General features: G+C 72.0%; 19 protein-coding genes. 11 read left to right on the top strand and 8 right to left on the bottom strand.

The window, feature by feature from the left end:
• Positions 1–227 precede the first annotated feature (227 nt).
• Positions 228–1,943 carry a PHP domain-containing protein gene (locus tag ACIBUY_RS06125; RefSeq protein WP_399151911.1) on the top strand — a complete coding sequence of 572 codons (1,716 nt, stop codon included), beginning with the start codon at positions 228–230 and terminating at the stop codon, positions 1,941–1,943.
• Positions 1,943–2,458, top strand: a complete 516-nt coding sequence (locus ACIBUY_RS06120; protein ID WP_399152164.1) for a hypothetical protein — start codon at positions 1,943–1,945, stop codon at positions 2,456–2,458. The genes ACIBUY_RS06125 and ACIBUY_RS06120 overlap by 1 nt, the downstream gene beginning before the upstream one ends.
• 46 nt (positions 2,459–2,504) lie before the next feature.
• Here the strand turns inward: ACIBUY_RS06120 and ACIBUY_RS06115 are convergent, their stop codons facing one another.
• Together ACIBUY_RS06115 and ACIBUY_RS06110 are read right to left on the bottom strand one after the other, a co-directional pair.
• On the bottom strand, positions 2,505–3,236 hold the full coding sequence (locus ACIBUY_RS06115) for a response regulator (RefSeq protein WP_399151910.1): 732 nt from the start codon (positions 3,234–3,236) through the stop codon (positions 2,505–2,507).
• A complete protein-coding gene (locus ACIBUY_RS06110; RefSeq protein WP_399151909.1) occupies positions 3,233–4,507 on the bottom strand; it encodes a sensor histidine kinase in 1,275 nt (424 codons plus the stop codon). The genes ACIBUY_RS06115 and ACIBUY_RS06110 overlap by 4 nt, the downstream gene beginning before the upstream one ends.
• 146 nt (positions 4,508–4,653) lie before the next feature.
• Here ACIBUY_RS06110 and ACIBUY_RS06105 point away from each other — a divergent pair, with 146 nt between their 5' ends.
• From ACIBUY_RS06105 to ACIBUY_RS06080, 6 genes are all read left to right on the top strand, one after another.
• The gene (locus ACIBUY_RS06105; protein WP_399151908.1) at positions 4,654–5,007 is read left to right on the top strand and encodes a DUF4190 domain-containing protein; all 354 of its coding nucleotides are present in this window, start codon (positions 4,654–4,656) and stop codon (positions 5,005–5,007) included.
• Positions 5,008–5,108: 101 nt separating this feature from the next.
• A complete protein-coding gene (locus tag ACIBUY_RS06100; protein WP_399151907.1) occupies positions 5,109–6,689 on the top strand; it encodes an alpha/beta hydrolase in 1,581 nt (526 codons plus the stop codon).
• 88 nt (positions 6,690–6,777) lie between these two features.
• Positions 6,778–7,905, top strand: a complete 1,128-nt coding sequence (locus ACIBUY_RS06095; protein ID WP_399151906.1) for a serine hydrolase domain-containing protein — start codon at positions 6,778–6,780, stop codon at positions 7,903–7,905.
• A 313-nt stretch (positions 7,906–8,218) separates the two neighbouring features.
• Positions 8,219–9,376, top strand: a complete 1,158-nt coding sequence (rsgA, locus tag ACIBUY_RS06090) for a ribosome small subunit-dependent GTPase A (protein ID WP_399151905.1) — start codon at positions 8,219–8,221, stop codon at positions 9,374–9,376.
• A 265-nt stretch (positions 9,377–9,641) separates the two neighbouring features.
• A complete protein-coding gene (locus ACIBUY_RS06085; protein ID WP_399152163.1) occupies positions 9,642–11,042 on the top strand; it encodes a DNA-3-methyladenine glycosylase 2 family protein in 1,401 nt (466 codons plus the stop codon).
• Positions 11,043–11,068: 26 nt separating this feature from the next.
• Positions 11,069–11,551: a methylated-DNA--[protein]-cysteine S-methyltransferase gene (locus tag ACIBUY_RS06080; protein ID WP_399152162.1), complete on the top strand. Its 483-nt coding sequence runs from the start codon at positions 11,069–11,071 to the stop codon at positions 11,549–11,551.
• Positions 11,552–11,601: 50 nt separating this feature from the next.
• Here the strand turns inward: ACIBUY_RS06080 and ACIBUY_RS06075 are convergent, their stop codons facing one another.
• The 6 genes from ACIBUY_RS06075 to ACIBUY_RS06050 all read right to left on the bottom strand — a co-directional run bounded on the left by ACIBUY_RS06075 (position 11,602) and on the right by ACIBUY_RS06050 (position 17,300).
• On the bottom strand, positions 11,602–12,276 hold the full coding sequence (locus ACIBUY_RS06075) for a 4'-phosphopantetheinyl transferase family protein (protein WP_399151904.1): 675 nt from the start codon (positions 12,274–12,276) through the stop codon (positions 11,602–11,604).
• Between the two features lie 3 nt (positions 12,277–12,279).
• Positions 12,280–12,408: a hypothetical protein gene (locus tag ACIBUY_RS06070; protein ID WP_365567441.1), complete on the bottom strand. Its 129-nt coding sequence runs from the start codon at positions 12,406–12,408 to the stop codon at positions 12,280–12,282.
• Between the two features lie 26 nt (positions 12,409–12,434).
• The gene (locus ACIBUY_RS06065) at positions 12,435–13,121 is read right to left on the bottom strand and encodes a DedA family protein (protein WP_399151903.1); all 687 of its coding nucleotides are present in this window, start codon (positions 13,119–13,121) and stop codon (positions 12,435–12,437) included.
• Between the two features lie 169 nt (positions 13,122–13,290).
• Positions 13,291–15,600, bottom strand: coding sequence for a glycosyl hydrolase family 95 catalytic domain-containing protein (locus ACIBUY_RS06060; RefSeq protein WP_399151902.1), 2,310 nt, complete (start codon positions 15,598–15,600; stop codon positions 13,291–13,293).
• Between the two features lie 167 nt (positions 15,601–15,767).
• Entirely contained in the window at positions 15,768–16,250 is a 483-nt protein-coding gene (locus ACIBUY_RS06055) for a DUF456 domain-containing protein (protein WP_399151901.1), read from the bottom strand.
• 69 nt (positions 16,251–16,319) lie between these two features.
• Positions 16,320–17,300 (bottom strand): helix-turn-helix domain-containing protein, encoded by a 981-nt coding sequence (locus ACIBUY_RS06050; RefSeq protein WP_399151900.1) that lies wholly within the window; start codon positions 17,298–17,300, stop codon positions 16,320–16,322.
• 197 nt (positions 17,301–17,497) lie between these two features.
• Between ACIBUY_RS06050 and ACIBUY_RS06045 the strand changes: the two genes are divergently transcribed.
• The 3 genes from ACIBUY_RS06045 to ACIBUY_RS06035 all read left to right on the top strand — a co-directional run bounded on the left by ACIBUY_RS06045 (position 17,498) and on the right by ACIBUY_RS06035 (position 24,921).
• On the top strand, positions 17,498–21,274 hold the full coding sequence (locus ACIBUY_RS06045) for a S8 family peptidase (RefSeq protein WP_399151899.1): 3,777 nt from the start codon (positions 17,498–17,500) through the stop codon (positions 21,272–21,274).
• A gap of 156 nt (positions 21,275–21,430) precedes the next feature.
• A complete protein-coding gene (locus ACIBUY_RS06040) occupies positions 21,431–22,882 on the top strand; it encodes a protein phosphatase 2C domain-containing protein (RefSeq protein ID WP_399151898.1) in 1,452 nt (483 codons plus the stop codon).
• A 293-nt stretch (positions 22,883–23,175) separates the two neighbouring features.
• Positions 23,176–24,921 carry a pyruvate dehydrogenase gene (locus tag ACIBUY_RS06035; protein WP_365567427.1) on the top strand — a complete coding sequence of 582 codons (1,746 nt, stop codon included), beginning with the start codon at positions 23,176–23,178 and terminating at the stop codon, positions 24,919–24,921.
• Positions 24,922–24,952: the final 31 nt, after the last annotated feature.

The following is a 24,952-nucleotide window of genomic DNA, read 5'->3' as shown; positions in this document are numbered from 1 at the left end:
GTCTCCGATGGGTGACGTAGAAGATGAGCGCCGTTCAGGTTTCCCGCCAACCAGGGTGACGTACAAGGGCAGTTGGGGAAACAGTGCCTGATGTGGCGATCTGCCACGTCCAGGGCGCCCGGCCGCCATTCGTTGCTTGTTCAACGTTCATGTTTCGGCTTGACCCTTGAGCCTCCACGCACGGCGCAGCACACGGCCGCAGCAGGCAGCGGCATCGGGAGGAACTCATGGGCCACGGACACGGGCACGGGCACCATCACCACCACGGACACGATCACGACCCGTCGTATGCCACGGCGGGGCCCGCCCTGCCCGCCGCCTTCGACACCTCCGTGCCCGACGAGGCCCTGACCCCCGAGCAGCAGTCGCGCCGCACGCTGCTGCGCCGGGCGGGCCTACTGGGCGCGGGGATGGCCGCCGGCAGTGTCGTCGCCCCGACCGTGGCGGCCGCATCCGCCCCCTCCACCGGCGGGCGCAGGACCGGCGGCTTCCTGTGGCTGGCCGGTGACCACCACATCCACACCCAGTACAGCAACGACGGCAAGTACCGCGTCGTCGACCAGGTCCGCCAGGGCGCGCGACACGGTCTGGACTGGATGGTCATCACCGACCACGGCAACGAGACGCACGCGAAGATCGGCGTCGAGAAGGTGAACCCGGACATCCGGCAGGCCCGCGCCGCGTACGAGGACACCCTCGTCTTCCAGGGCCTGGAGTGGAACATCCCGGCCGCCGAGCACAGCACGGTCTTCGTGCACCCCGGCAAGAACGAGGTCTCCGTACTCAAGCAGTTCGAGACCGACTACGACGGCGGCGTGCAGAAGGCGACCGACTCGACGCCGGCCAATGAGGCGCTCGCCATCGCCGGCCTCAACTTCCTTGCGGAGCAGGTGCAGCGGCGCAGGGTCAAGGACATCCTGATGCTCGCCAACCACCCCGCCCGCAAGGGCATCGACTCGCCGCACGAGATCCGTGGCTGGCGCGACGCCACGTCCGCGGGCCACCGGATCGCGGTCGGCATGGAGGGCGCGCCCGGCCACCAGGCCGCCGGCATCGAGAAGTCCGTCGGCATGGGCCGGGCACGCGGTCTGTACGACGGCAGCCCGGGCGCCAACTCCTTCGCCGGATACCCGCTGGAGAGCTACCGCACCTGGGGCGGCTTCGACTGGATGACCGCCACCGTGGGCGGCCTGTGGGACAGCCTCCTCGCCGAGGGCAAGCCCTGGTGGATCACCGCCAACTCCGACTCCCACAACGTCTATACGGACACCGCCAAGCGCGGCGGCCCGGACAGCGACTACACCGCGAACGGCAAGCACACCGACCCCGTCTACAGCGGCAAGATCGACCTCACCGAGGGCGACTACTGGCCCGGCCAGTACAGCCGTACGCACGTCGGCGCCGACGGCTTCTCCTACGCCGCCGTCATGGACGGCATCCGCGCGGGCCGCGTCTGGGTGGACCACGGCCGGCTCGTCGACGCCCTGGACGTCCGCGTCAGCGGCGGCCGCCGCTGGGCCACACTCGGCGGCGCCCTGCACGTCAAGAAGGGCACGAAGGTCACGCTGACGGTCGACGTGACGCCGGCCGGCGGACCCAACTGGGCCGGTTTCGTACCGCAGTTGGCGCGCGTGGACGTCATCCAGGGCGAGGTGACCGGACCGGTGGCGGACAAGGACACGTTCACCGCGCCGACGGCGAAGGTGGTGAAGTCGTACGACGTGAGCAAGTCGACCGGCACGGTCCGCCTCACCTACGACCTCGGCCGGGTCGACCGCCCCGTCTACGTCCGCCTGCGCGGCACCGACGGCAACCGCACCGCGGTCGGCGCGATGGGCGCCGCCGTCGACCCGGCCGGTCCGGCGATCGACGTCGTCGGCGACGCAGACCCGTGGCGCGACCTGTGGTTCTACGCCAACCCGGTGTGGGTCCTGCCCTCATGATGCCGACGCCGTACGCCCTGACCGTGGACGCAGGCCTCCGGGACCTCCGTGCGGCCGACCGTCTGCTCCACACCCTGGCGGCCGAACTCGCCCTGCCCGAGGGCACGTTCGGCTGCACCCACCTGGTGCGCGACGATGCCCCACGGGTCGTCGTCTCCCTCGCCCTCCCGACGGATCCGCTCCTGCGCACCGCCCGGGAGCAGCTCACCGCGCAGGGATACGAGGTGTCGTCCGGAGTTCCGGACGCCGTGGGCCGGGCGGTGCTCTACCCGGGGGTGGCGGAGCTCACGGGCACGCTGACGGTGGGGGATGTGCCGGCGCGCTCGGCGATCGACCGCGTGACGGTCCTGGGTTCGCCGAGCCGGCCGGACCCCCGGGCCCACCTGGTGACAGGGGATCACGTACGGCCGCAATGGCAGCACGGCGAACTCGTCCTGACCGCCATGCCGGCCGCGGGCGGCACCCTCGCCCCCTTCGAGGTGCCCGCCCCGACGCCGTGCTGCGCGGACCACTGAGCGCCGGTCACCGCGCTGACGTGTGACCCGGGTCTGGGGATGCGCGTCAGCCGGTGAACCCCGGCACCACCAGGCCTGATTCGTACGCGATCACCACCGCGTGGGTCCGGTTCTGCGCCCCGAGTTTGGTCAGCACGTTCCCGACGTGTGTCTTCACCGTCTCCAGGCTCACCATGAGTGACTGGGCGATCTCCGGGTTGGATAGCCCCTTGGCCATCGACCGCAGCACCTCCTCCTCCCGCTCCGTCAGCGCCGCCTTCGGCAGCGCTGCGGCACCGTCCAGCGGCCGGGCGGCGACCATCCGGCGCAGGGCCGCCGGGAAGAGGATCGCCTCCCCTGCCGCCACCACCCGTACCGCCTCGGCGATCTGCGGGACCGGAAGGCGCTTGAGCACGAACCCGCTGGCCCCGGCGCTGAGCGCGGCGGTCACGTAGCCGTCGTTCTCGAAGGTGGTGATCACCACGACCTTCGGCGGTCCGGCCGCCTCGGCGAGCAGCCGCCGGGTGGCCTCGATGCCGTCGCACCGCGGCATCCGCACATCCATCAGGACCACGTCCGGCCGCAGCCGCCGCACCTGCTCGACGGCCTCGACGCCGTCGGAGGCCTCCCCGGCCACCGTGATCCCCGGCTGCGCCGAGAGCAGTGTGCGCAGGCCGCTGCGGGTCACCGCGTCGTCGTCCGCGATCAGGAGTGTGACAGGGGCACTGGCAGGACCGGTGGTGGCGGGGCCGGAGCCGACGTCCCTCATGACGGCTGCGTCCGCCTCGGAGTCGGTCATGCCGACACCCGTACCGGCAGCCGGACCGCCAACCGCCAGTGCTGCGGCCCGTCCGGGCCGACCTCGATCTCCCCGTGCAGCAGCCGCACGCGCTCGGCGAGGCCGGGCAGGCCGTGCCCGGACGTCCGGAAGACACCCGCGCCCGTACGCGCGCCCGCGCTCGCCCCATTGACCACACCGAGCTCGAGCCGGTCCGGCGCGACCGCTACCCGGACCCCGATCGGACCGCCCGTCCCGTGCCGCAACGCGTTCGTCAGCCCTTCCTGCAGAATCCGGTACGCGGCCCGCGAGAGTGTCCCCTGCACCTGCGCCGGCTCACCCGACAGCTCCACCTCCAGCACCGCGCCCGCGTGCCGCAACCGGTCGAGCAGCTCGGGCAGTTCGGCCAGGGTCCGGTGCGGTGCCGTGTCCGCCTTCTCCTCGCGCAGTACGCCCAGTACGTAATCCAGGTCCTCCAGCGCGGCCCTGGCCGACTCCTCGATGCCGCGCAGCGCGGCCCGCGCCGCCACCGGGTCCGCGGAGAGCACCTCGCCCGCTACCGCCGCCTGGATCGTGGTCGCGGTCAGCGTGTGCCCGATCGAGTCGTGCAGTTCGTGGGCCAGCCGGTTGCGTTCGGCCAGCCGTTGCTCCCGCTCGGCCATCAGCGCCAACTGCTCGGCTGACGAAGGACCCAGGAGCTTCGGCGCCAGCCACCGCAGCACGCCCGTCACCACCACGCACACGACCGCCGCCAGCAACAGGCAGCCCAGCGCCACCACCCAGCTCTGCCATCCGCCGCCGGACCGCAGCGACCAGCCGAACAGACTCAGCCCGGCCTCGGCACCGAGCCATCCTCCGGGGAGGGCGATCCCCATGAGGAGCAGCACACCGCTCGTCAGCGCCCCCGCCCACCCCAGCGCTCCGTGCAGCAGCAGCCACAGGGGAGTCCGCCAATGGTCGGCGCCGGACGGCACGGCAGGAGTCGACCGGGTGCCGCGGGAGCTCGCGGGCCGACGCGGGGTCACAGGGTCCGGCAACGGCACCTTCAGAAGGTGGCGGGCGAACGCGATCAGCGCCCGCCGCGTGGTGCGGGCCAGCCCGACCGAGCCGATCAGTGCTGCCCAGACCAGGAGGACCAGGACGGCCTTCACCCCATAGGGAGCGGATGGCCACACCAGTGTCGGCAGCAGTGCGAAAGGCACCAGTGGAAGGCTCGCCAACGCGCCGCAGTAGGCGAACAGCATGCCCGAATACGTGGAGCCGCGCAGCAGCGGCCGGAGTCCCCTGATCATGATCGCCCCAGTATGACCGGGCAGTTCACCGATGGCCTCCCTCGATCGGGGGAGCACTTTCTCCCGCCTTCCCGCGATGCGCATTCGTGACGCCGAAAGCCAGCATCGTGCTCCGAACACGTGAGCAGTTGACCGGAGGACCGCTGATGAACACGCAAGGACAAGAGATTGCGCAGCCGCCAGGCGGCAGTAACCGCCTGGCCGGGGTCGCCATGGGGCTGGGCGTCATCGGCCTGAGCACGTCGATCATCGTCATCGGCGGTCTGTTCGGCGGCATCGGACTGATCCTGGGCATCGTCGCTCTGACGACGGCCAAGCGGACCGGCATCGGCCGGGGCAAGGCCCTCACCGGTGTGGTGACCTCGGCCATCGCGATGGTGGTGTGCGTCCTCGTCGCCGTCTTCTTCGTCTGGTACGCGAACAAGACGCAGGAGTGCTACCAGCCCGACAGTTTCCAGCAGTACACGCAGTGCGTCCGCCAGCAGTTCACCGGGAATTGACCCGCGACGGGCGCCGTCAAGTCCTCGATGGCTTCGCCAACTCCCGCGTACACAAGGGCGGAAGGGCCGGCCGGCCCTCCCCGGCAAGGACCAGTATCACTGTGCGAAACACGCGAATTGCATCTCTCACGGGCATCGGCGCCGTGGCAGCCTTCTTCTCGGTCTTGTGCTCGGCACTTACCTCTGCAACGGCGACTTCTGTGTCCGAGGCCTCCGCGGCCAGGGACCCTCTGTGGCAGTACACGCACCAGACGCCACGGTGGGAGCGCTGCGATGCGAAGAACCCCGCCGCCTATCAGTGCGCGACGCTCAAGGTGCCGCTGGATTACAGCGATCCCGGAGGCAGGAAGACCGACATCGCGATATCCCGGCTGAGGGCAGGCAGCGTGAAGGAGCGTCGTGGTGTGCTGCTGCTCAACCCCGGCGGCCCCGGCGGGCCGGGACTGAATCTGCCGGTCGGACCGGAGCTGAGCCTTCCCCCGGCGGTGAAGCGCCATTTCGACCTCGTCGGATTCGACCCGAGGGGTGTCGGGCGGAGCTCTCCCGTGGCCTGCGGTCTGACGCGCGAGGAGCAGGACGCGGAGCCCGCGTACCGGGCCAGGACCTTCGCGAAGGACGTACGGCGGGCACGCGCGGTGGCCGCCAAGTGCCGGGCCCGGGAGGGCGACAGGCTGCGGCACCTCACCACCCGCAACACCGCTCGCGACATGGACGTCATCCGTGCCATGCTGGGCGAGGAGAAGATCTCCTACCTGGGTTTCTCGTACGGCACCTACCTCGGCGCCGTCTACACGCAGATGTTCCCCCGGCGCGCCGATCGGTTCGTACTGGACAGTGCGGCGGACCCGGCGGCGTACGGGCGGGGCATGTTCCGGAGCATGGCGCAGGCGACCGAGCTCGCCTTCGCGCGGTGGAGCACGTGGACCGCCCGGCGACACGCGACGTACCACCTGGGCCGCACCCCGGCCGAGGTCCGGAAGACCTTCTGGGACCTGGTCGCACGGGCCGACCGCAGGCCCATCGACGACAACGGGACTCCTCTCACCGGGGACGGCATCCGTGCCGGGCGCGCCATGTTCTTCCGCGTCCGAGAGGCCGCCGAACGGGTCGCCGGGCTGAAGCGGACGGCCGAGGGCGGCAAGCCGGACCCGTCCGGGACGCCTCGGCCGGCCCCGGCCCCGTCGGCGTTCGCCCGTGACGTTCCTCCGGACAACGAGGCCGCGAGCGCCTGGGCCGTCCTGTGCGCCGACACCCGCGCGTCGTGGCCGCGCGATCCCGAGCGGTACCGCGGTGACGCCATCCGCGACAGGGCCCGCTATCCGCTGTACGGCGACTTCGCGTCCACCATCAAGCCGTGCGCCTTCTGGACGCCGGGCAGCGAGCCCGCGACCACGGTGGACGACAGCAGCAGCGCGCTGATCGTGCAGAACGAGTGGGACCCGCAGACGCCCCTGGCCGGTGCCCGGGCCATGCACCGCGCCCTGCGCGGCTCCCGGATGGTCACCGTCGCCGGAGGCGAGGGGCACATCGTCCACGGCACCAACTCCTGCGCGGACAGGAGCACCACGCTCTACCTGACCACGGGCAGGCTCCCAGCCGGGGACCTGACCTGCCGAGCGTCCGCCGGCAGTCGGCGGAATCCCGTAAGGGGTGGGCCGGGGGCGGGTCAGGGTGATCACTGATGGGCAACAACGAGCGCCAACAGCAGAGTTGATCTTGTCACCACGGCATGGGTGACACGGACCGTCGACCTGATCCGGAGGAACCTGAATGAGTAAACGCCTCACCCTCACCGCCCTTGCTCTGGCCACCGCTGTCGCTGCCGGAGCGGCGGCACCGGCGATCGCCGCTGGTCCGGACCCCGTGCGACAGGGACTGGAGACACTGGTGCACTCCGACGGCGCACCTGGCGCGCTGGCGAGCGTGCGTGACCGTGCCGGGCACGTCCGCACCTACACCGCTGGGGTGGGGGACCGTGACACGCACGCGAAGGTGCCCCGGGACGGCCAGGTGCGGATCGGCAGCGTGACCAAGACGTTCACCGCGGTGGTCGTGCTGCAGTTGGTCGGCGAGGGCAGGATCAGCCTGGACGCCACGGTGGACCACTACCTGCCGGGGCTCGTCCACGGGAAGGGGATCGACGGAGGTGACATCACGGTGCGTCAGCTCCTGCAGCACACCAGTGGCCTTCCCGAGTACGAAGAGGACGTCACGGACGACATCCTCAAGCGCCGCTACGTCTCTCCCCGTGACGCCCTGGACATCGCCCTCAAGCACCCGGCCGTCTCCATCCCAGGGGCGGAGTTCCACTACAGCAGCACCAACTACCTGCTGGCGGGGCTGATCGTGGAGAAGGTCACCGGGCGGCCCTTCGCCGACGTGGTGGACAGGCGTGTCATCCGGAAGATCGGGTTGCGCCACACCTACTTCCCTGCCCCCGGCGAGACGAGCATCCGCGAACGCCATCCCCAGGGCTACCGCCAGGACCGGTCGGGCGCCCTGCGCGACGTCACCGAGATCGACCCGTCCGCGTCCTGGGCGGCAGGGGCGATGGTCTCCACCGACTCCGACCTGAACACCTTCTTCTCCGCCCTGCTGGGCGGCCGTCTCCTCGACAGGCCGGAACTCGACGCGATGCGCACCACCGTGCCGATGAGCGAGGACGACCCCGACCACAAGGCCGGTCTGGGCATGATCACCATGCCGCTGCCGTGCAAGGACGCCCAGGGCCACCAGCGCGTCGCCTGGACCCACAGCGGATCCATCCCCGGCTACGGGACCTGGAGCGCGGCAACCGACGACGGCCGTGCCGCGAGCGTCACGATGACCCGGGACATCACGACGAACGAAGCAGTGCAACACCTCCAGAAGACCGTGGCATCGGCCCTGTGCCGCTGAAGCGCACCTGCCGGCCGACGCGCGCGCCGACCCGACTGCCGGGCGTCGGTCTCCACGGCGACGGTGCTTCCGAAAATTGAGTGGCGGTGGCTGGGCGGCGTGACTACTGTCTCCTTTGTTCGTTCGGCGGCCACGTGTCGCCGTGGCCGTCACGTGCTCTGTTGGAGGTGTTGACCGATGACTGTCGTTGCGATGGGCGTTGCCCGCATCCGGAAGTTCGTCAAGTCCACCTCCGTGGCCGCCGGCTGACCTCACCTTCTTCTTCCGCGTCTGTGTGCGCGGCGCCGGGGCCACCCATGTGAAGGGTCACCCCTTGTCTTCCTCTTCTCTTTCGAGTTCGGCTTCGTCGCACCCGCTCGCCCCGTACGGCTGGGATGCGGACTGGGAGTCCGAGTTCGCTCCGTACGCCGAGCAGGGTCTCCTGCTCGGCCGTGTCGTCCGGGTCGACCGTGGGCAGTGCGATGTCGTCACTGCCGAGGGCGTCGTCCGTGCTGACACCGAGTTCGTCGTTCCCCGTGACCCCATGAAGGTCGTCTGCACGGGGGACTGGGTCGCCGTCGATCCTGAAGGCGTTGATCCGCGGTATGTGCGGACGCTGCTGCCGCGCCGGAGTGCCTTCGTGCGGTCGACCTCGTCGAAGCGTTCCGAGGGTCAGGTCCTTGCGACCAATGTCGATCACGTCATCATCTGTGTGTCGCTCGCGGCCGAGTTGGATCTTGGTCGGATCGAGCGGTTCCTCGCGCTCGCCCATGCGAGTTCGAGCGGTGACGCACTGCTGCATACGTCGGCACTGGCCTGGGAGTCCGGCGCCCAGCCGCTGGTCGTGCTCACCAAGGCGGACCTCGTGCCCGACCCGGTCACGCTGTCCTACCTGGTCTCCGACGTGGAGAACAGCGCCCCCGGCGTCCAGGTGCTGCCCGTCAGCGCCCACGACGGCGAGGGCACCGACGTCCTGCGGGCCGTCGTCGCCGGTGGCACGTCCGTGCTGCTCGGCCAGTCCGGCGCCGGGAAGTCGACCCTCGCCAACGCGCTGCACGGCGCTGACGTGATGGACGTCCAGGCCGTCCGCGACATGGACGGCAAGGGGCGGCACACCACGACCACCCGGAACCTGTTCGCCCTGCCCGGGGGCGGAGTGCTCATCGACACGCCCGGCCTGCGCGGGGTCGGGCTCTACGACGCGGAAGGTGGTGTCGAGCAGGTGTTCTCCGAGATCGCCGAGCTCGCGAAGGACTGCCGTTTCCAGGACTGTGCGCACACGGTGGAACCCGGCTGCGCGGTGCTCGCCGCGCTGGCCTCCGGGGAACTCCACGAGCGGCGGCTCGACAGCTACCGGAAGCTGCTCCGGGAGAACCGGCGGCTCGCCGCCCGGACGGACGCGCGGATCCGGGACGAGATGCGCAAGGTCTGGAAGCAGCGGGGCGCCCAGGGGCGTGCGGCCATGGAGGCCAAGCGGGGCCGCCACGGGTAGGGCTGGTTCGGGGTGCGTGGGCGACTGCAGCGCCGTCGTGGCTGGTCGCGCCCCTGAAGGCTTGCGGCCACGCCGCTTGCCTTCATCGGGAAATGCGGTGCGCAGCGCCTGCACTTCAGGGGCGCGGGGCTGTGTCACCAGCGGCTCCGCCGCGGGGCGCGACCAGCCCCCACCGGCCCGCAGCCGACGACGAACCCCCCGAAGCAACGCCGCGTCCGATTTCCGCCAGCCCCACCGCGGAGCGCACCGCACACTGGGAAGCGTGATGATCGACGAGGACACGCGGTACCAAGCGGTGCGGAGCAGGGACGCCCGGTTCGACGGGGAGTTCTTCTTCGCCGTGGAGACGACCGGGATCTACTGCCGCCCGAGCTGCCCCGCGGTCACCCCGAAGCGGCAGAACGTGCGGTACTACGCCTCGGCCGCCGCCGCGCAGACCTCCGGGTTCCGGGCCTGCCGCCGGTGCCGCCCTGACGCCGTGCCCGGGTCCGCCGCGTGGAACGTACGGGCCGATGTCGTCGGCCGTGCGATGCGGCTCATCGGCGACGGCGTCGTCGACCGGGAGGGCGTCGGCGGGCTCGCGACCCGGCTCGGGTACAGCGCGCGGCAGGTGCAGCGCCAGCTCACCGCGGAGGTGGGCGCCGGGCCCGTCGCGCTCGCCCGCGCCCAGCGCGCCCACACCGCGCGCGTGCTGCTGCAGACCACGCCGCTGCCGGTCACGGAGATCGCGTTCGCCGCCGGGTTCGCGAGCGTGCGGCAGTTCAACGACACGATCCGCGAGGTGTACGCCCGTACGCCCACGCAGTTGCGCGGCGACGCTCCAGGGCGGGCCGCCGCGACGAAGGCCGTCGCCGCCACCGCCGGGATCCCGCTCCGCCTCGCCCACCGCGGCGCCTATCAGGCGGGGCCCGTCTTCGACCTGATCGGACGTGAACTGGTCGACGGGGTGGAGGAGTTGACCGGCGAGCGCGGCACGCGGCTGTTCCGGCGCACGCTGCGGCTGCCGTACGGCACCGGCATCGTCTCCGTCGACGAGGCCGGGCACGAGCAGCCCGGCGCGCAGGCCGAGCACCGCGGCGGCTGGCTCGACGCCCGCATTCACCTCACCGACCTGCGCGACCTGACCACCGCCGTCGGACGGCTCCGCCGCCTGTTCGACCTGGACAGCGACCCGTACGCGATCGACGAGCGGCTCGGCGCCGATCCGCGTCTGGCCCCGCTGGTCGCCGCCCGTCCTGGCCTCCGCTCGCCCGGCGCCGCCGACCCCGACGAGCTGGCCGTCCGTACCGTCGCGGGGACGGACGGGTCCGTGCGGCTCGTCGAGCGGTACGGCACGCGGCTCGACGCCCCGTGCGGCGGCCTCGACCGGACGTTCCCCGCGCCCGACGCCCTCGTCGACGAACCCGGCACGGTCGGCGCCCTCGCCCGCGCCCTCGCCGACGGCTCGCTGCGCCTCGACCCGGGCGCCGACCGCGACGACGCCGAAGCGGCCCTGCGGGCGCTGCCCGGCATGGACGCGCGCACCGCCGCCCTGATCCGGCTGCGCGCCCTGGGCGACCCGGACGTGGCCGTACCCGGCGATCCGTACGGCGCGGCCGCCGAGGACGCGTGGCGGCCCTGGAGGTCGTACGCCCGTCAACACCTCATCGTAGAAGGACAGTTGTGAGCCCCTTGAACGAGACCGCGCCCACCATGCCCACCACCTACTACGCCACCGTCGACAGCCCCCTCGGCGAACTGCTGCTCACCGCCGACGCCGACGGCGCCCTCACCTCGCTGTCCGTCCCCGGGCAGAAGGGCGGGCGGACGGTCCAGGAGGGATGGGTGCGCGATCCGGCGCGGTTCGCCGCGGCCACGCGTCAGCTCGGCGCCTACTTCGCCGGTGAACTCAAGGAGTTCCAGCTGGAGTTGAGGCCCGAGGGGACCGAGTTCCGGCGGCGGGTGTGGGACGCGCTCGACGAGGTGCCCTACGGCGCCACCACGACGTACGGCGCCGTCGCCGCCCGGATCGGCGCCTCCCGCGCGGCCGTGCGGGCCGTCGGCGGCGCCGTCGGCGCCAACCCGCTGCTCATCGTGCGCCCCTGCCACCGCGTGATCGGCGCGGACGGCTCCCTCACCGGGTACGCCGGCGGCCTGGAGCGCAAGGTCGCGCTGCTCGAGCTGGAGGGCGCGTAGGGCTCCGCCGGGCCCGGCTGTGGACCGTGCGCGGGTGGAGGTGGATCGCCCTAGGACCGAGGGCTGAGCGCGACCGCCGCCGCGTAGCCCTCGGGCATCGGGACGTCGTGCACCGTCCAGCCGTCCGGGGCGACGGGGGAGCCGGGCACGCTGCCGACGTAGTCGAGGTCGGTGCGGCGGGCGAGGCCGATGCCGAGGCCCTTGAGGTAGGCCTCCTTGCGGACCCACACGCGGGCCACCGCGGTGCGGCGCTCCAACGGGTCGTCGAGGGAGGCGAGTTCGGCCTGCTCGCGCGGGTGCAGGACGGTCGCCAGCTCCTCGGCGATCGTCCGGCTCGGCACCTCCTCCACGTCCGCCCCGACCGGCGCGGCGGCCAGCGCCACCAGCGCCCGATCGCCGCTGTGGGACAGGGAGAAGTGCAGCCGGGGGGCGTCCGCGAGGGCCGGGCGGCCGTGCGGCTTCCCGCAGTCCGGGCAGGGTTGACGGACGAAGTGGACCTCGCCGGGCGCGCGGCCGAGCTGCTCCCCGAGGATGCCGCGCAGCGCCAGGTGCGCGGCCATGTACCGCTCCCGGTCCCGGTCGAAGCGGAACGCCGCGGCCCGCCGCAGTTCGTCCGCGTCGAGGACACCCGCCCCGTCCATCGGCCCGATGCGGGACGGCGTCTCCGTGTCGACCAGCCACACCCGGACCGCTCCGGCCCGGGGCAACTCCCGTACGTGGTCCATGAGTCAGGCCTCCAGACAGCGCAGGAACGGGGCGAGGACGGTGCCTGCGAGCGCCGGGTACAGCAGTCCGGCGAGCGCGGTGAGGCAGCCGAGGAGAACGCCGGGCGCCCTGCGGCCGACCGCTGTTCCCACCCCCGTCACCTGCACAGGCGTCGAGCCTACCGGCCCTGCCGCACCGTCGGACGGCGGCCGGCCTCGCGGTGCTTGCGGCGGCCCCGCAGCCGTACGACGACACAGACGGCCACGGCTACGACGACCGCCGCGAGCACGACCTTCGAGATCACGCCGACGTACGTCTCGACGAGGTCCCACTGGTCGCCGAGCCAGTAACCGGCAAGCACGAGCACCGAGTTCCAGATCAGCGAGCCGATCGCGGTGAGGCCGAGGAAGCGGGGCAGCGGCATGCGTTCGACGCCCGCCGGGATCGAGATCAGGCTGCGGAAGACCGGCACCATCCGGCCGAGCAGCACCGCTTTCGTGCCGTGCCGCAGGAACCAGGCCTCCGTCCGCTCCAGGTCCCCGGCCTTGACCAGGGGGAGGCGGGCCCACAGCGCGTACATGCGGTCGCGGCCGATGACGCGGCCGATCCCGTACAGGGCCGCGGCGCCGACGACCGAGCCGAGCGTCGTCCAGAACAGGGCCGAGACGAGGGTGATCGCTCCCTGGCCCGCCGCGAAACCGGTCAGCGGGAGGATGACCTCGCTCGGCAGCGGCGGGAAGAGGTTCTCGAGGGCGATCGCCAGGCCCGCGCCGGGGCCGCCGAGCACGTCGACGAGGTGCGCGGCCCAGCCCGCGATGCCGCCGGTCGGCTCGGCCGGGGCGGCGGCCGGGGTCACGAGGTGCATACGGGTCTCCAGGCGTGGGCGGGTCGGGGTCCGAGGCTGCTGCCCGAACTCCACCCAGGCCAGAAACCGCAGATCAGCGCCACCACGAGGGTAACCGTTCGGCAAAGTACGGTGATCCGCACCGAGGACCCCGCGGTTTTCCGCAGGGTCCTCGGGACTCGCCTCGTCCTTACGCGGGCATGCCCCAGCGCGGTGCCTCCGCGTTCGGCGTGACCGGGGCGATCGCCAGGTCGGGACGCTCGCCCGCGGCCGTGACCAGTGCGGACTCGCCCTTGCGGAGCCCGATCTTGATCGCGCCGTCGCCCGCGTCCTCGTACGAGAGGCGCCGGCCGCGTCCGTCGCGGACCTCGATCGCGCCCGCGATCCCGTGACGGACCACACAGGGCGCACCCGCCTCGCTGACCACCCGCACCCACCGCGTGACGCCCTTCTCGCGCACGGCGCTCAGCAGGAACGCGCCCTGCGTACGGAAGTCGTGGACGGTCAGGTCCGCCCAGGCCGCGGGCAGCGCGGGGAAGACGCGGATGATCCCGCCCCAGGACTGGCACACCATGTCGTGCAGGGACTGCGCCGCGGAGAGCGGCGTCTCGATGACCGGGCCCGACTCCTTGTACATGGTGTTGGCCTGGATGAAGCGGCTCATCAGCTCGCCGAGGTACTTCAGGGCGTCCTCGCCCTTGCCGAGCAGCGCCGACATCGAGGCCGCGCCCGTGAACGTATAGCCCTGGAGCGCTCCTTCGAAGCCGACCCAGTGGGCCAACGACCTCTCGATCAGGGCGCGTTCGTCCGCGGTGCGGCCCGTCAGCTCGTACAGCGGGTAGACGGCGAGCATGTGCGAGTAGTGGCGGTGGGACTTCGCGAAGGGGATGTCCGCGCCGATCATGAAACCGTTGGCGTCGGTCGGGTACGCGACGCGCTTGCTGAGCACCTCGCGCCAGCGCGGCGCCAACTCGTCCTCGATGCCGAGCAGTTCGGCCGATTCCAGGAGGGTCCGGCAGCCCCAGCTCAGCAGCATCAGGTCGTAGTTGCAGTCGCGGGTGTTGCCGCCGTACTCGGGCGAGAAGGTCGCCGGCAGGTGCAGCTTGCCGTCCGCGCCCGGCTCCAGGAAGTGCAGGTAATAGGTGATGGCCTTGCGCAGCAGCGGATACAGGACGTCGCGCAGGATCGACTCGTCCATGGTGTGCCGGTAGCTGAGCCAGACGTTGTGCAGCGCCCAGGTCAGGTTGCCGACCTCGGGGGTGGGCGGGTCCTGGCCGGGGACGCCGACGCCGTAGCCCTGCGCGGTGCTGGTCGCGCCGCCGTTGACGAGGTGGATGTCGGTGGTGCGGGGGATGCCGAGCGAGTCCGCCCTGTACGCGGGTGCCATCTCGGCGGTCAGGTTGTCGCGGAACTCTCCCAACGCCCGTGTCACGGCGTCGAGTTCGAGGTGGTTCGAGCCGTGGATCAGCCAGTACTCCAGCTGCACGTTCAGGTTCCACCAGGTCGCGGGCCACGGCGTCGGCTCGATCCAGGGGCCGCTCGTCGCCATCACGGGGGCGTCGCGGCGCGCGGCAGAGGCGATCTTGTAGAGCTGGATCCAGTAGAAGCGCTGGATGCGGGCGTCGGGCACCGACAGGAAGCTCTTGCGGTAGTACGCGTGCCACCACGCGCGGTGCGGCACGGCGAGGGCGTCGTACGAAAGGTTCGACACGGCGCGGACCGTGGCGAGGGCCTTGTCGCGGGCCGTGGCCTTCGGGAAGGAGTGCTCCACGTCGACGTAGAGCGTGCGGTTCGTGCCGCGGGTCCGCTCGCGCCAGGCCGTGACGTGCTGGCCGCCGGAGAGCAGCGACTGCACGGACGCGGACACCCCGCCGCCGTACGCGGCGACCTCGGCCGGAGGATTGCCGGTGTACCCCTCGGGCAGCTCCTTGAACGCGGCCCGCGGGCTGATCGCCTCGGCAGGGTGGAACACCCAGCGGAAGGCGGCCTCGCCCGCGCTCGGCGTCACCTCGACGGCGAGCACGGAGCGGGCGTTGTTGACCTGGGCGCGCAGGGTCAGGGTGCCGCGGTCGGTGGTGAGGGTGCCGGTCAGCTCGGCGTCGCGCAGCTTCAGGCGCCAGTCGAGGCCGGTGATGGTGCCCACGGGTTCGAGGGTGAAGTGGCCGATCGGCAGTCGGCACAGGCCGAAGAGCGAGCCGAACTCGGGGCGGTGGTCCTGCACCTCGGAGTGCTGGATGTTGAAGCGGACCGCGTTCTTGCCGGGCTCCTGGTAGATGCCGGAGCCCAGGTGGGCGTTGCCCAGGTACGGGCCCTCGTACCAGGTCGTCGGCATCTTCCGCCAGACGAGGTCGGCGTCTTCGAGGACGGTGCGCCAGGGGTCCGCGTCGGGTGTGATCGCAGGGGTGGCCGCGTTCGCCCGGACGGGCAAGGTGCCGACGAGCGCCGCACCGCCGAGCGCGGATCCGGTGGCCAACACGGTTCGTCTGGACGGGCTTGGCATCACGCCTCCTGGCGGCTCAGCGGCTTCAAGAGTCCGATTCATCGGAGCTATCCCGCGCTGAAAGCTAGAGATGTGACACTGACGCGTCAATAGAAAGACAAAGATCCGATGGATTGACGTGATTGACGTGATTGACGTGATTGGCATGCTCCACGTTGGGTGGCGGCTCAGCCCCAGATCACGGCTCCGGCCCACGCCCCCGCGATCAGCAGGCACGCGAACAGCTCGACCAGCACGCTCGAGCCCCCGGCCCGCATCGCCGTCCGCGTCGAGGCCATCGCGTCCCCGTGGCGGCCGAGCCGCAGCCGCTCCGATACGTAGATCCCGCCGATGAACCCGGGAATCGCGCCGATCACCGGGAGCACGCAGAACCCGAGGACCGCCCCCGCACCCGCCCAGATCACGAGCCTGCGGGTCGCCCCGGCCTGCCGGAGGCGGCGCGGCGGCAGCTGCCAGCGCAGCACCTGGGAAGCGAGCAGCACGACGGTGGCGCCGACGAGGACGCCCCAGGCCAGGCCGTCCGTGCTGCGCAGCGCCCAGACGGCGACCGCCGCCCACACCAGCCACGACCCGGGCACACCCGGCACCAGTACCCCGCACAGGCCGAGGGCAAGAACGGCCCCGACCAGGAGGAGTTCCCACGCTCCCATTGGCCCAGGGTCCCCCAGACGCGCGGAACGCGCAGATCAGCGGGACCGAACGAGACGCGGCGCCGTCCGTCAGCGGGCGACCCAGCCGCGCTCGTAGGCGTGCCAGCCGAGCTGCAGCCGCGTCGTCACCCCGGCCAGCTCCATCAGCCGCTTCACCCGCCGCTGCACCGTCCGAAGGCCCAGGTCGAGCTGCTTGGCCACGCTCACGTCGGTCAGACCGGCCAGCAGCAGCGAGAGGATCTCGAGGTCGGTGCCGTCGGGGGCGTCCCCGGCCGCCTCCTCCACCTGCCCGCCCCCGCCGAGCCGCAGCGGCAGCGCCTGGCGCCACACCGCTTCGAAGAGCCCGGTCAGCGACTCGAGCAGGCCGCTGGCGTGCACGACGAGCGCCGCGGGCTCGGATGTCTGCGAGGTCAGCGGCACCAGCGCGATGGAGCCGTCGGCGATCACCATCTTCGTGGGCACGCTGTCCATGACCCGCACCTGCTCGTCCCGGCCGATCGCCGCGGACAGCTCGGTCAGGCCCGTCGGCAGCGAGAGGACCGCGCGCTCGACGACGACGCGGTAGGCGACGCCGCGGCTCACGGCCTGCGGCTCCGCCTCGTTCTCCAGGCCCGTCACCGCGATCGGGTTGCCGGTGACCAGGGCGCACACCTCACCGGCCGCGCCCAGCTGGATCTGCAGGAAGCGCTGCGCGACGGCCGCCGCCCCGGTCACCACCTCGACCAGGTCGTGCACCGCGGGCTCGGCGGCCTGGGCCCGGTACTCCTCGGCGAGCAGCGCCGCCGCCAGCTCCGCCTGGTCCAGCTCGTGCCGCCGCTGGGTGAGCAGCGCGCCGAGCGCGACACCCGGCGGGGCCGCCACCCAGCGCCCCGGCCGCGCCGACGACTGGGCGGCGAGTCCGTGCCGCTCCAGGCGGCGCAGGGTGCGCTCGGCGTCGTACTCGGCGAGCGTGAGCCGCCGCGCCAGATCGGAGACGTCGGCCGCGCCCACCGACACCAGGGCGCGGTACGCCGACTCGTGCACCTCGTCCAGACCTATCGCATCCAGCATGCGACGCCCCTCCACCCAGTCCCGCACGTTCCGTTCCTCTGCCCCCGTGGCGGGAAGCAGCCACGGCACAAACCCGCCTCGCTCATCTTCCCTGCACCGGCGGCCACTCTGCCAATGTGGCGCCACCGCAGCACCAACACCCGCCGGGAATACGGCATTTGCTCCGTATTCACCTGCGCTTTTACTTGGGGAGAGCGATGCGACCGACAGCGCGCACGGCCCTGGGCGCGGCCATAGCCGCCGTCCTCGCCGTCACCGCGGCCGGCCCGGCCGGGGCACGGCAGGGGAGTGCCCCGGCCGACGGCCGTCCACTGACCGGCAGCGCCGCCGCTGCCGCAGCCGCCAAGGGCAGCACCGCCACGGTGACCCTGGTGACCGGCGACCGCGTTCTGGTCACCACCGACGCCAAGGGCCGCAGCACGGCCACCGCCCTGCCCGGCGCGGACGGCGCCGGTGCGCTGCTGCAGACCCGGCAGTCCGGCAAGGACCTGTACGTGTACCCGGACGGCGCGCTCCAGGCGATCGCCGCGGGCCGCGTCGACGAGCAGCTCTTCAACGTCACCGGCCTGATCCGGCAGGGCTACGACGACGCCCACACCTCGACCCTGCCGCTCATCGCCACGTACGACAGCTCGGTGGACGTCGCCCGCAGCCTGCCCGTGACCCCGCGGGGCGCCGAGCGCGGCCTCGTCCTCGACCCCATCGGCGGCGTCGCCCTCAAGGCGGACAAGAAGAAGGCCGCCGACTTCTGGGCCGACATCACGACCACGCGCCGCACCCGCGCCGCCACAGACCTGAAGAAGGTCTGGCTGGACGCGAAGGCCGAGTCGCTGCTCGACAAGTCGACCAAGCAGGTCCACGCCGACCAGGCCTGGGCCGCGGGCTACGACGGCAAGGGCACCAAGGTCGCCGTCCTCGACACCGGCGTCGACGTCGAGCACCCCGACCTCAAGGGCCGCGTCGCCGAGTCCAAGAACTTCACCGACTCCGCCGACGCCGACGACCACCAGGGCCACGGCACCCACACCACGTCCACCGTCGGCGGCACCGGCGCGGCCAGCGGCGGCAAGAAGAAGGGTGTCGCCCCCGGCACCACGCTGCTCAACGGCAAGGTCCTCAACGACTCGGGCGAGGGCGCCACTTCGTGGATCATCGCCGGCATGCAGTGGGCCGTCGACGAGGGCGCCGACGTCGTCTCCATGAGCCTCGGCAACCCCAGCGAGCTCGACTGCTCCGACCCCATGGCGCAGGCCACGCAGGAGCTCGCGCGGTCCGCGAAGAACACCCTCTTCGTGATCGCCGCGGGCAACTCGGGCCCGAGCCTCAACACCGTCTCCTCGCCCGGCTGCGTCCCCGACGTGCTCACCGTCGGCGCCGTCGACCGCGACGACACCACCGCGTCCTTCTCCAGCCGCAGCCCCGTCCAGCGCACCCACACCCTCAAGCCGGAGATCGCCGCGCCCGGCGTCGCCATCTCCGCCGCCAACGCGGGCGGCCGCGGCGTGTACGCGTACCAGTCCATGAGCGGTACGTCGATGGCGACCCCGCACGTCGCGGGCGCCGCCGCCATCGTGAAGGAGCGCCACCCCGACTGGGACGCGCGGCAGATCAAGCAGGCCCTCGTGTCGTCCGCCGACGCCGACATCCCCGGCGACGTGCGCGAGACCGGCGGTGGCCGCCTCGACGTGAAGGCCGCGATCGACGAGACCGTGCTCGGCGCGGACGCCGTCCAGGGCGGCACCTTCAACTGGCCGCAGGACAGGACCGACCGCACCACCGTCGACGTCCCGTACACCAACACCACCGACAAGGCAGTGCGGTTGAGCCTGTCCGTGGACGGCGTCACCGGCAACGACGGCTCCCCGGTCCGCTCCTCCGTGGCGGGGCTCGGGCAGCGCACCGTCACCGTCCCCGCGGGCGGCACCGTCAAGGTCCCGCTGAAGCTCGACCCCACGGCCTCCCTCAAGGCGGCGCAGTACGGTGACATCACCGGCCGCGTCCTCGCCACGGGCCCCGGCGGCGTGCACGTCTCCACCCCGTTCTCGCTGTACGTCGAGGCCGAAACGGTCACGCTGCGCGTGAAGTTGATCGACCGTCAGGGGAACCCGGCGGACGGCCCCTCCTCGCTCGACGTCATCGGCACCGACACGGCCACCGGCGAGCGCCGCCCCAACGAGGGCGCCACCGACCAGACCTACCGGCTGCGCCCGGGCGCGTACTTCCTCTCCAGCTTCGTCGGCACGCCGGACGCCGGGGAGAACGCCACCCTCATCGACTCCCTCACCTACCTGGCCCGTCCGCAGCTGAACCTGCGCAAGGACACCACGGTCGTGCTCGACGCCCGCAAGGCGCACAAGCTGAGCGTCAAGACCGACAAGTCCTCCGAAGTGCGCGGCGCCACCCTCGGGTTCGCCCGCGGCTGGGACGACACCTGGCTGCACGCGGGCACCGCGGCCGGCGGGCGCACGATCCAGGGCTACTACGCCGATGTGGACGGCCGCGCGAGCGACGGCACGTTCGAGTTCGACAGCTTCTGGCGTGCCGCCGCCCCGCAGATCTCCGAGCTCGCCGTCGTCGGCGGCCAGGACCTGCACCCGGTGACCGGCTCCACCAACTCCGCGAACCTCGACGGCACCGGCAGCGCCCAGCTCGTCGACGCGGGGTCCGGCACCGCCGCCGAACTGGCCGCCGCGGGCGTCAAGGACAAGCTCGCCCTGGTGAAGCTCCCCGAGGGCGGCAGCGCCGCCACCGTCGCGGCCGCCGCGTCCAAGGCGGGCGCGAAGGGCGTCGTCATCTACCGCGACGCGGCCGGGCGTTGGGTCCCGAGCGTCGGCTTCGCGGGCGGACCGCTGCCGATGCTCGCCGTGCCGACCACCGAGGGCAAGGCGCTCGCCGAGCGCATCGCGGCGGGCCTGACGACCCTGCGCTGGAAGGCAACTGCGAAGAGCCCGTACGTCTACAACCTGGCCTTCCCGGAGACGGGGCAGATCAACTCGGCCCGCAGCTACCGCGTCCACGACAAGGACCTCGCCGCGAACAGGGCGACGTACCGCGCGATGGGCAGGGCCACCGACTACATCGACCTGCCCTCCGCCACCCGGCCCTCCGGCCTCGCCGCCTCCTTCGGCGACATCGCCACCGTCGCGGCGCCCTCGGTGCGGACCGAGTACTACTCGGCGGACGGCACCGGCTGGGGCCACATGGTGTCCAGCAGCTTCCCGTACGGCGAATTCATGATCGACCCCGACCGGACGTACGCGAAGGGCGAGCAGCGCACCGAGGAGTGGTACGGCGGTGCCGTCGCGCCGACCACCCCGCTCGACGACTCGGGCAAGCAGGTCCTCGCGGCCGAGCGCCAGGGCAACCTGATCGGTGTCGCGCCGGGCTTCTGGGGCGACACCCAACACCTGGGCATCCAGGGCGGTTTCGGCGACATCGGCGGCATGCAGCTCAAGCGCGACGGCGAGGTCATCGACCAAGTGGGCTGGCCGTACGGCGTGTTCGAGGTCCCGGCCGGCGACGCGGCGTACCAGCTCATGCTGCAGACGCAGAAGATCCCCAGCAGCTCGCCGGCGTGGAAGCGCTCCAGCCAGACCCTGACCACGTGGTCGTTCCGCTCGCACCTCGACGAGAACGCGTACTCGCAGGGCATCCCGCTGCTCTTCCCGCACCTGACGCTCCCGGAGGACGGGCTCAAGACGCTCGCCGCCGCCGACGGGCAGCGGATCGGCCTCACCGTCACCGGTCACGCCGGGTACACCCCGGGGAACCTGACGAAGGTCGCGCTCTCCTACTCGTACGACGACGGGCAGACCTGGACCGAGGCGCGGACCTCGCAGCAGGGCGGCGCGTGGACCGCGACCGTGAACCACGCGGGTGCCGCCGGCAAGCAGGTCGCGCTCAAGGCCCAACTGACCGACTCCAAGGGCAACTCGGTCGAGCAGATCGTGTCCCGGGCGTACGACGTGCGCTAGATCGTGCCCGGATCGGTCCGTCTGTTCGAATGATCACCTGAACCGGTACGCCGGGCGGCCTTCCCGTGGGGGGTGGGGCCGCCCGGCGGACCTATTCCGTGTGGGTTTTTCCCGATGCCCCGTTTTCGTACGGCCCGTGCCGTGGACAATGAGGACATGAGCCAGCAGGGGGAGAGGCCCACCCGTCGCCCGGCCCAAGAGGACGACTGGTGGGGGCAGTTGTACGAAGACGAGGCTGCCGAGGCTGACGAGGCTGCCGAAGCCGCCGACGACACCGGAGCGGCCCCGGCCGCCGACACCCTGGACGACCGTTTCGCCTCGGCCAGGGCGGTCGCGGCTCCGCCGGGAGCGGGCGTGGTTCCGCCCCCGCGTGCGCCCGAGGCGGGTACCTCCCGCAGTCCCTGGGAAGCGCCGGCCGCCGCAGCCGCCGAGCCCGTCGGCGAGACGCCGCCGCAACAGCAGGCGGACCCCGTTGCGCCGGAACCCGTTGCGCCGGAACCCATCGCGCCGGAACCCATCGCGCCGGAACCCGGTGCGCCGGACCCGGGAGCCCGGCGCACCGACACGCTCAGCGACACCCGTCCCGCCGCCACGGCCGACGAGAGCCCGCCCGTTGCAGCCGAAGCACCGACGCCGCAGGCCGCCGTCCCCTACGTCGGCGACGGCCCGCCCACCTACGACGCCGAACCCACCGCCCTGCCCGCCGCCGACCCGGACGAGCTCGACGACCTCGTCGCCGACACCGTCCTCGACGGGGCGCGGTACGGCAGCTGCACCCTGCGCGCCGCCTCCGTGCGCGGAGACTCCGCACGCTTCCGGGGCGAGCCGCGCCGCGACAGCCTGCTCACCGCCCGCTTCGGCAGCGGCCCGGGCGCCCTCATCCTCGTCGCCATGGCCACAGGGGCCCGCGCGACCCCGGGCGCCCACCGGGCCGCCGCCGAGGTGTGCGACTGGATCGGCCGCGCCGTCGGCCTCAGCCACGCGCGCCTCGCCGAGGACATCAGGGCCGGTCGCCGCGGCGACCTCAAGTCCGGCCTGCACCGCCTCACCGACCGCAGCCTCGGCAAGCTGCGGGCCGGCGCCGCCGAGCAGGGCCTCGACCCGGAGGAGTACGCCGCCACCCTGCGCTGCCTGCTGCTGCCGGCCGACCCGGACTGCCGCACCCGCGTCTTCTTCGGTGTCGGCGGCGGAGGCCTGTTCCGGCTGCGCGACGGCGCCTGGCAGGACATCGAGCCGACCGCCGCCGAGCAGAGCGGCGCCGCGGTCGTGGGGTACGGGTCGCTGCCGCCCGAGCAGACCCCCGAGGGCGACCGGCTCACCATGGACCTCGGCATCACCACCCCGCCGAGCCCGTACGAGCCCGCGCCCGAGCCGCCCCGGGACCCGTTCCGCTTCCGCGCCTCGGTCGCCCGCCCGGGCGACGCGCTGCTCCTGTGCTCCGCGGGCCTGGCCGAACCGCTGCGCGGCGAGCCCGAACTGGCCGCCCACCTCGCCGCACGCTGGGCCGTCGGCGGTCCACCCGGCCTCGCGGCGTTCCTCGCCGACACCCAGGTCCGCGTGAAGGGGTACGCGGACGACCGCACGGCGGTGGGCGTGTGGGAGGCGTGACACCCTACTCGCCGTAGCTTCGCCGGTCTGTTCGCGGCTGACGGCCGGTGGGGGCTGGTCGCGCAGTTCCCGCGCCCCTGAAGGCATGCGCTGCGCGCAGCCTTCCCTTGGAGGTAGCGCACGTAGTGCGCATCTCCAGGGGCGCGGGGAACTGCGCGACCAGCCACGACGGAGCTGCAGTCGGACACCTGCGGAAGTCCTGCGGCGAAGAGCCGCACCCGGATGCGCCACGGCCCCGCGTGTGACTACATGGTCGGAACGACCCATACGCAGCCGACGCCGAAGGTGAAGTCATGGCCAAGCAGAACGTCGCCGAGCAATTCGTGGACATTCTGGTCCGCGCGGGCGTGCAGCGCATGTACGGGGTCGTCGGCGACAGCCTGAACCCGGTCGTCGACGCCATCCGCCGCAACAGCGCCATCGACTGGATCCACGTACGGCACGAGGAGACCGCCGCGTTCGCCGCGGGCGCCGAGGCGCAGATCACCGGGAAGATGACGGCCTGCGCCGGCTCCTGCGGGCCCGGCAACCTCCACCTCATCAACGGCCTGTACGACGCCCACCGCTCCATGGCCCCGGTCCTCGCCCTCGCCTCCCACATCCCCTCCAGCGAGATCGGCCTCGGCTACTTCCAGGAGACCCACCCCGACCGGCTCTTCCAGGAGTGCTCGCACTACAGCGAGATGATCTCCAGCCCGAAGCAGATGCCGCGCGTCCTGCAGACCGCCATCCAGCACGCGGTCGGACAGTCGGGCGTGAGCGTCGTGACCCTGCCGGGCGACGTCGCCGACGAACCCGCCCCGGAGAAGTCCGTCGAGACCGCCCTCGTCACCTCCCGGCCCACGATCCGGCCGGGCGACGCCGAGATCGAGAAGCTCGTCGAGATGATCGACGAGGCCGAGAAGGTCACCCTGTTCTGCGGCAGCGGCACCGCCGGTGCGCACGCCGAGGTCATGGAGTTCGCCGAGAAGATCAAGTCGCCGGTCGGGCACGCGCTGCGCGGCAAGGAGTGGATCCAGTACGACAACCCCTTCGACGTCGGCATGAGCGGGCTCCTCGGATACGGGGCCGCCTATGAAGCCACGCACGAGTGCGATCTGCTGATCCTGCTGGGCACCGACTTCCCGTACAACGCGTTCCTGCCGCAGAAGGACGTCAAGATCGTCCAGGTCGACGTGCGGCCCGAACACCTGGGCAGGCGCTCGAAGTTGGACCTGGCCGTGTGGGGCGACGTGCGCGAGACGCTGCGCTGTCTGACCCCGCGCGTCAAGCCCAAGGCGAACCGCCGCTTCCTCGACAAGATGCTGAAGAAGCACGCCGACACCCTCGAGGGCGTCGTCAAGGCGTACACCCGCAAGGTCGAGAAGCACGTCCCGATCCACCCCGAGTACGTCGCCTCCGTCCTCGACGAACTCGCCGCCGAGGACGCCGTGTTCAGCGTGGACACGGGGATGTGCAACGTGTGGGCCGCGCGCTACATCTCGCCCAACGGACGGCGCCGCGTCATCGGCTCGTTCTCGCACGGCTCGATGGCGAACGCGCTGCCCATGGCGATCGGCGCCCAGTTCGTCGACCGGGGCCGGCAGGTCATCTCCATGTCGGGCGACGGCGGCTTCTCGATGCTGATGGGTGACTTCCTGACGCTGGTCCAGTACGACCTGCCGGTGAAGGTGGTCCTCTTCAACAACTCCTCTTTGGGAATGGTGGAGTTGGAGATGCTGGTGGCCGGTCTCCCGTCGTACGGGACCACCAACAAGAACCCCGACTTCGCCGCCGTCGCCCGGGCCGCGGGCGCGTACGGCGTCCGCGTGGAGAAGCCGAAGCAGCTCGCGGGCGCACTGAAGGACGCCTTCAAACACAAGGGGCCCGCGCTCGTCGACGTCGTCACCGACCCGAACGCCCTGTCCATCCCGCCGAAGATCAGTGCCGAGATGGTGACGGGCTTCGCGCTCTCCGCCTCGAAGATCGTCCTCGACGGCGGTGTGGGACGGATGGTGCAGATGGCGCGCTCCAACCTGCGCAACATGCCGCGCCCCTGACGTGCGACGAAGGCCCGTTCGGCGGGGCGGT

It is taken from the genome of Streptomyces sp. NPDC050085, from assembly GCF_044460595.1.
In the GTDB taxonomy this organism is placed as follows: domain Bacteria; phylum Actinomycetota; class Actinomycetes; order Streptomycetales; family Streptomycetaceae; genus Streptomyces.
This window is presented reverse-complemented; position numbering and strand designations above follow the sequence as displayed.

Coding starts and splice junctions, on each gene's coding strand:
- ACIBUY_RS06125 (WP_399151911.1), top strand. CDS start 228: ATGGGCCACGGACACGGGCACGGGCACCATCACCACCACGGACACGAT.
- ACIBUY_RS06120 (WP_399152164.1), top strand. CDS start 1,943: ATGCCGACGCCGTACGCCCTGACCGTGGACGCAGGCCTCCGGGACCTC.
- ACIBUY_RS06115 (WP_399151910.1), bottom strand. CDS start 3,236: ATGACCGACTCCGAGGCGGACGCAGCCGTCATGAGGGACGTCGGCTCC.
- ACIBUY_RS06110 (WP_399151909.1), bottom strand. CDS start 4,507: ATGATCAGGGGACTCCGGCCGCTGCTGCGCGGCTCCACGTATTCGGGC.
- ACIBUY_RS06105 (WP_399151908.1), top strand. CDS start 4,654: ATGAACACGCAAGGACAAGAGATTGCGCAGCCGCCAGGCGGCAGTAAC.
- ACIBUY_RS06095 (WP_399151906.1), top strand. CDS start 6,778: ATGAGTAAACGCCTCACCCTCACCGCCCTTGCTCTGGCCACCGCTGTC.
- ACIBUY_RS06085 (WP_399152163.1), top strand. CDS start 9,642: ATGATCGACGAGGACACGCGGTACCAAGCGGTGCGGAGCAGGGACGCC.
- ACIBUY_RS06080 (WP_399152162.1), top strand. CDS start 11,069: ATGCCCACCACCTACTACGCCACCGTCGACAGCCCCCTCGGCGAACTG.
- ACIBUY_RS06075 (WP_399151904.1), bottom strand. CDS start 12,276: ATGGACCACGTACGGGAGTTGCCCCGGGCCGGAGCGGTCCGGGTGTGG.
- ACIBUY_RS06065 (WP_399151903.1), bottom strand. CDS start 13,121: ATGCACCTCGTGACCCCGGCCGCCGCCCCGGCCGAGCCGACCGGCGGC.
- ACIBUY_RS06060 (WP_399151902.1), bottom strand. CDS start 15,600: ATGCCAAGCCCGTCCAGACGAACCGTGTTGGCCACCGGATCCGCGCTC.
- ACIBUY_RS06055 (WP_399151901.1), bottom strand. CDS start 16,250: ATGGGAGCGTGGGAACTCCTCCTGGTCGGGGCCGTTCTTGCCCTCGGC.
- ACIBUY_RS06050 (WP_399151900.1), bottom strand. CDS start 17,300: ATGCTGGATGCGATAGGTCTGGACGAGGTGCACGAGTCGGCGTACCGC.
- ACIBUY_RS06045 (WP_399151899.1), top strand. CDS start 17,498: ATGCGACCGACAGCGCGCACGGCCCTGGGCGCGGCCATAGCCGCCGTC.
- ACIBUY_RS06040 (WP_399151898.1), top strand. CDS start 21,431: ATGAGCCAGCAGGGGGAGAGGCCCACCCGTCGCCCGGCCCAAGAGGAC.
- ACIBUY_RS06035 (WP_365567427.1), top strand. CDS start 23,176: ATGGCCAAGCAGAACGTCGCCGAGCAATTCGTGGACATTCTGGTCCGC.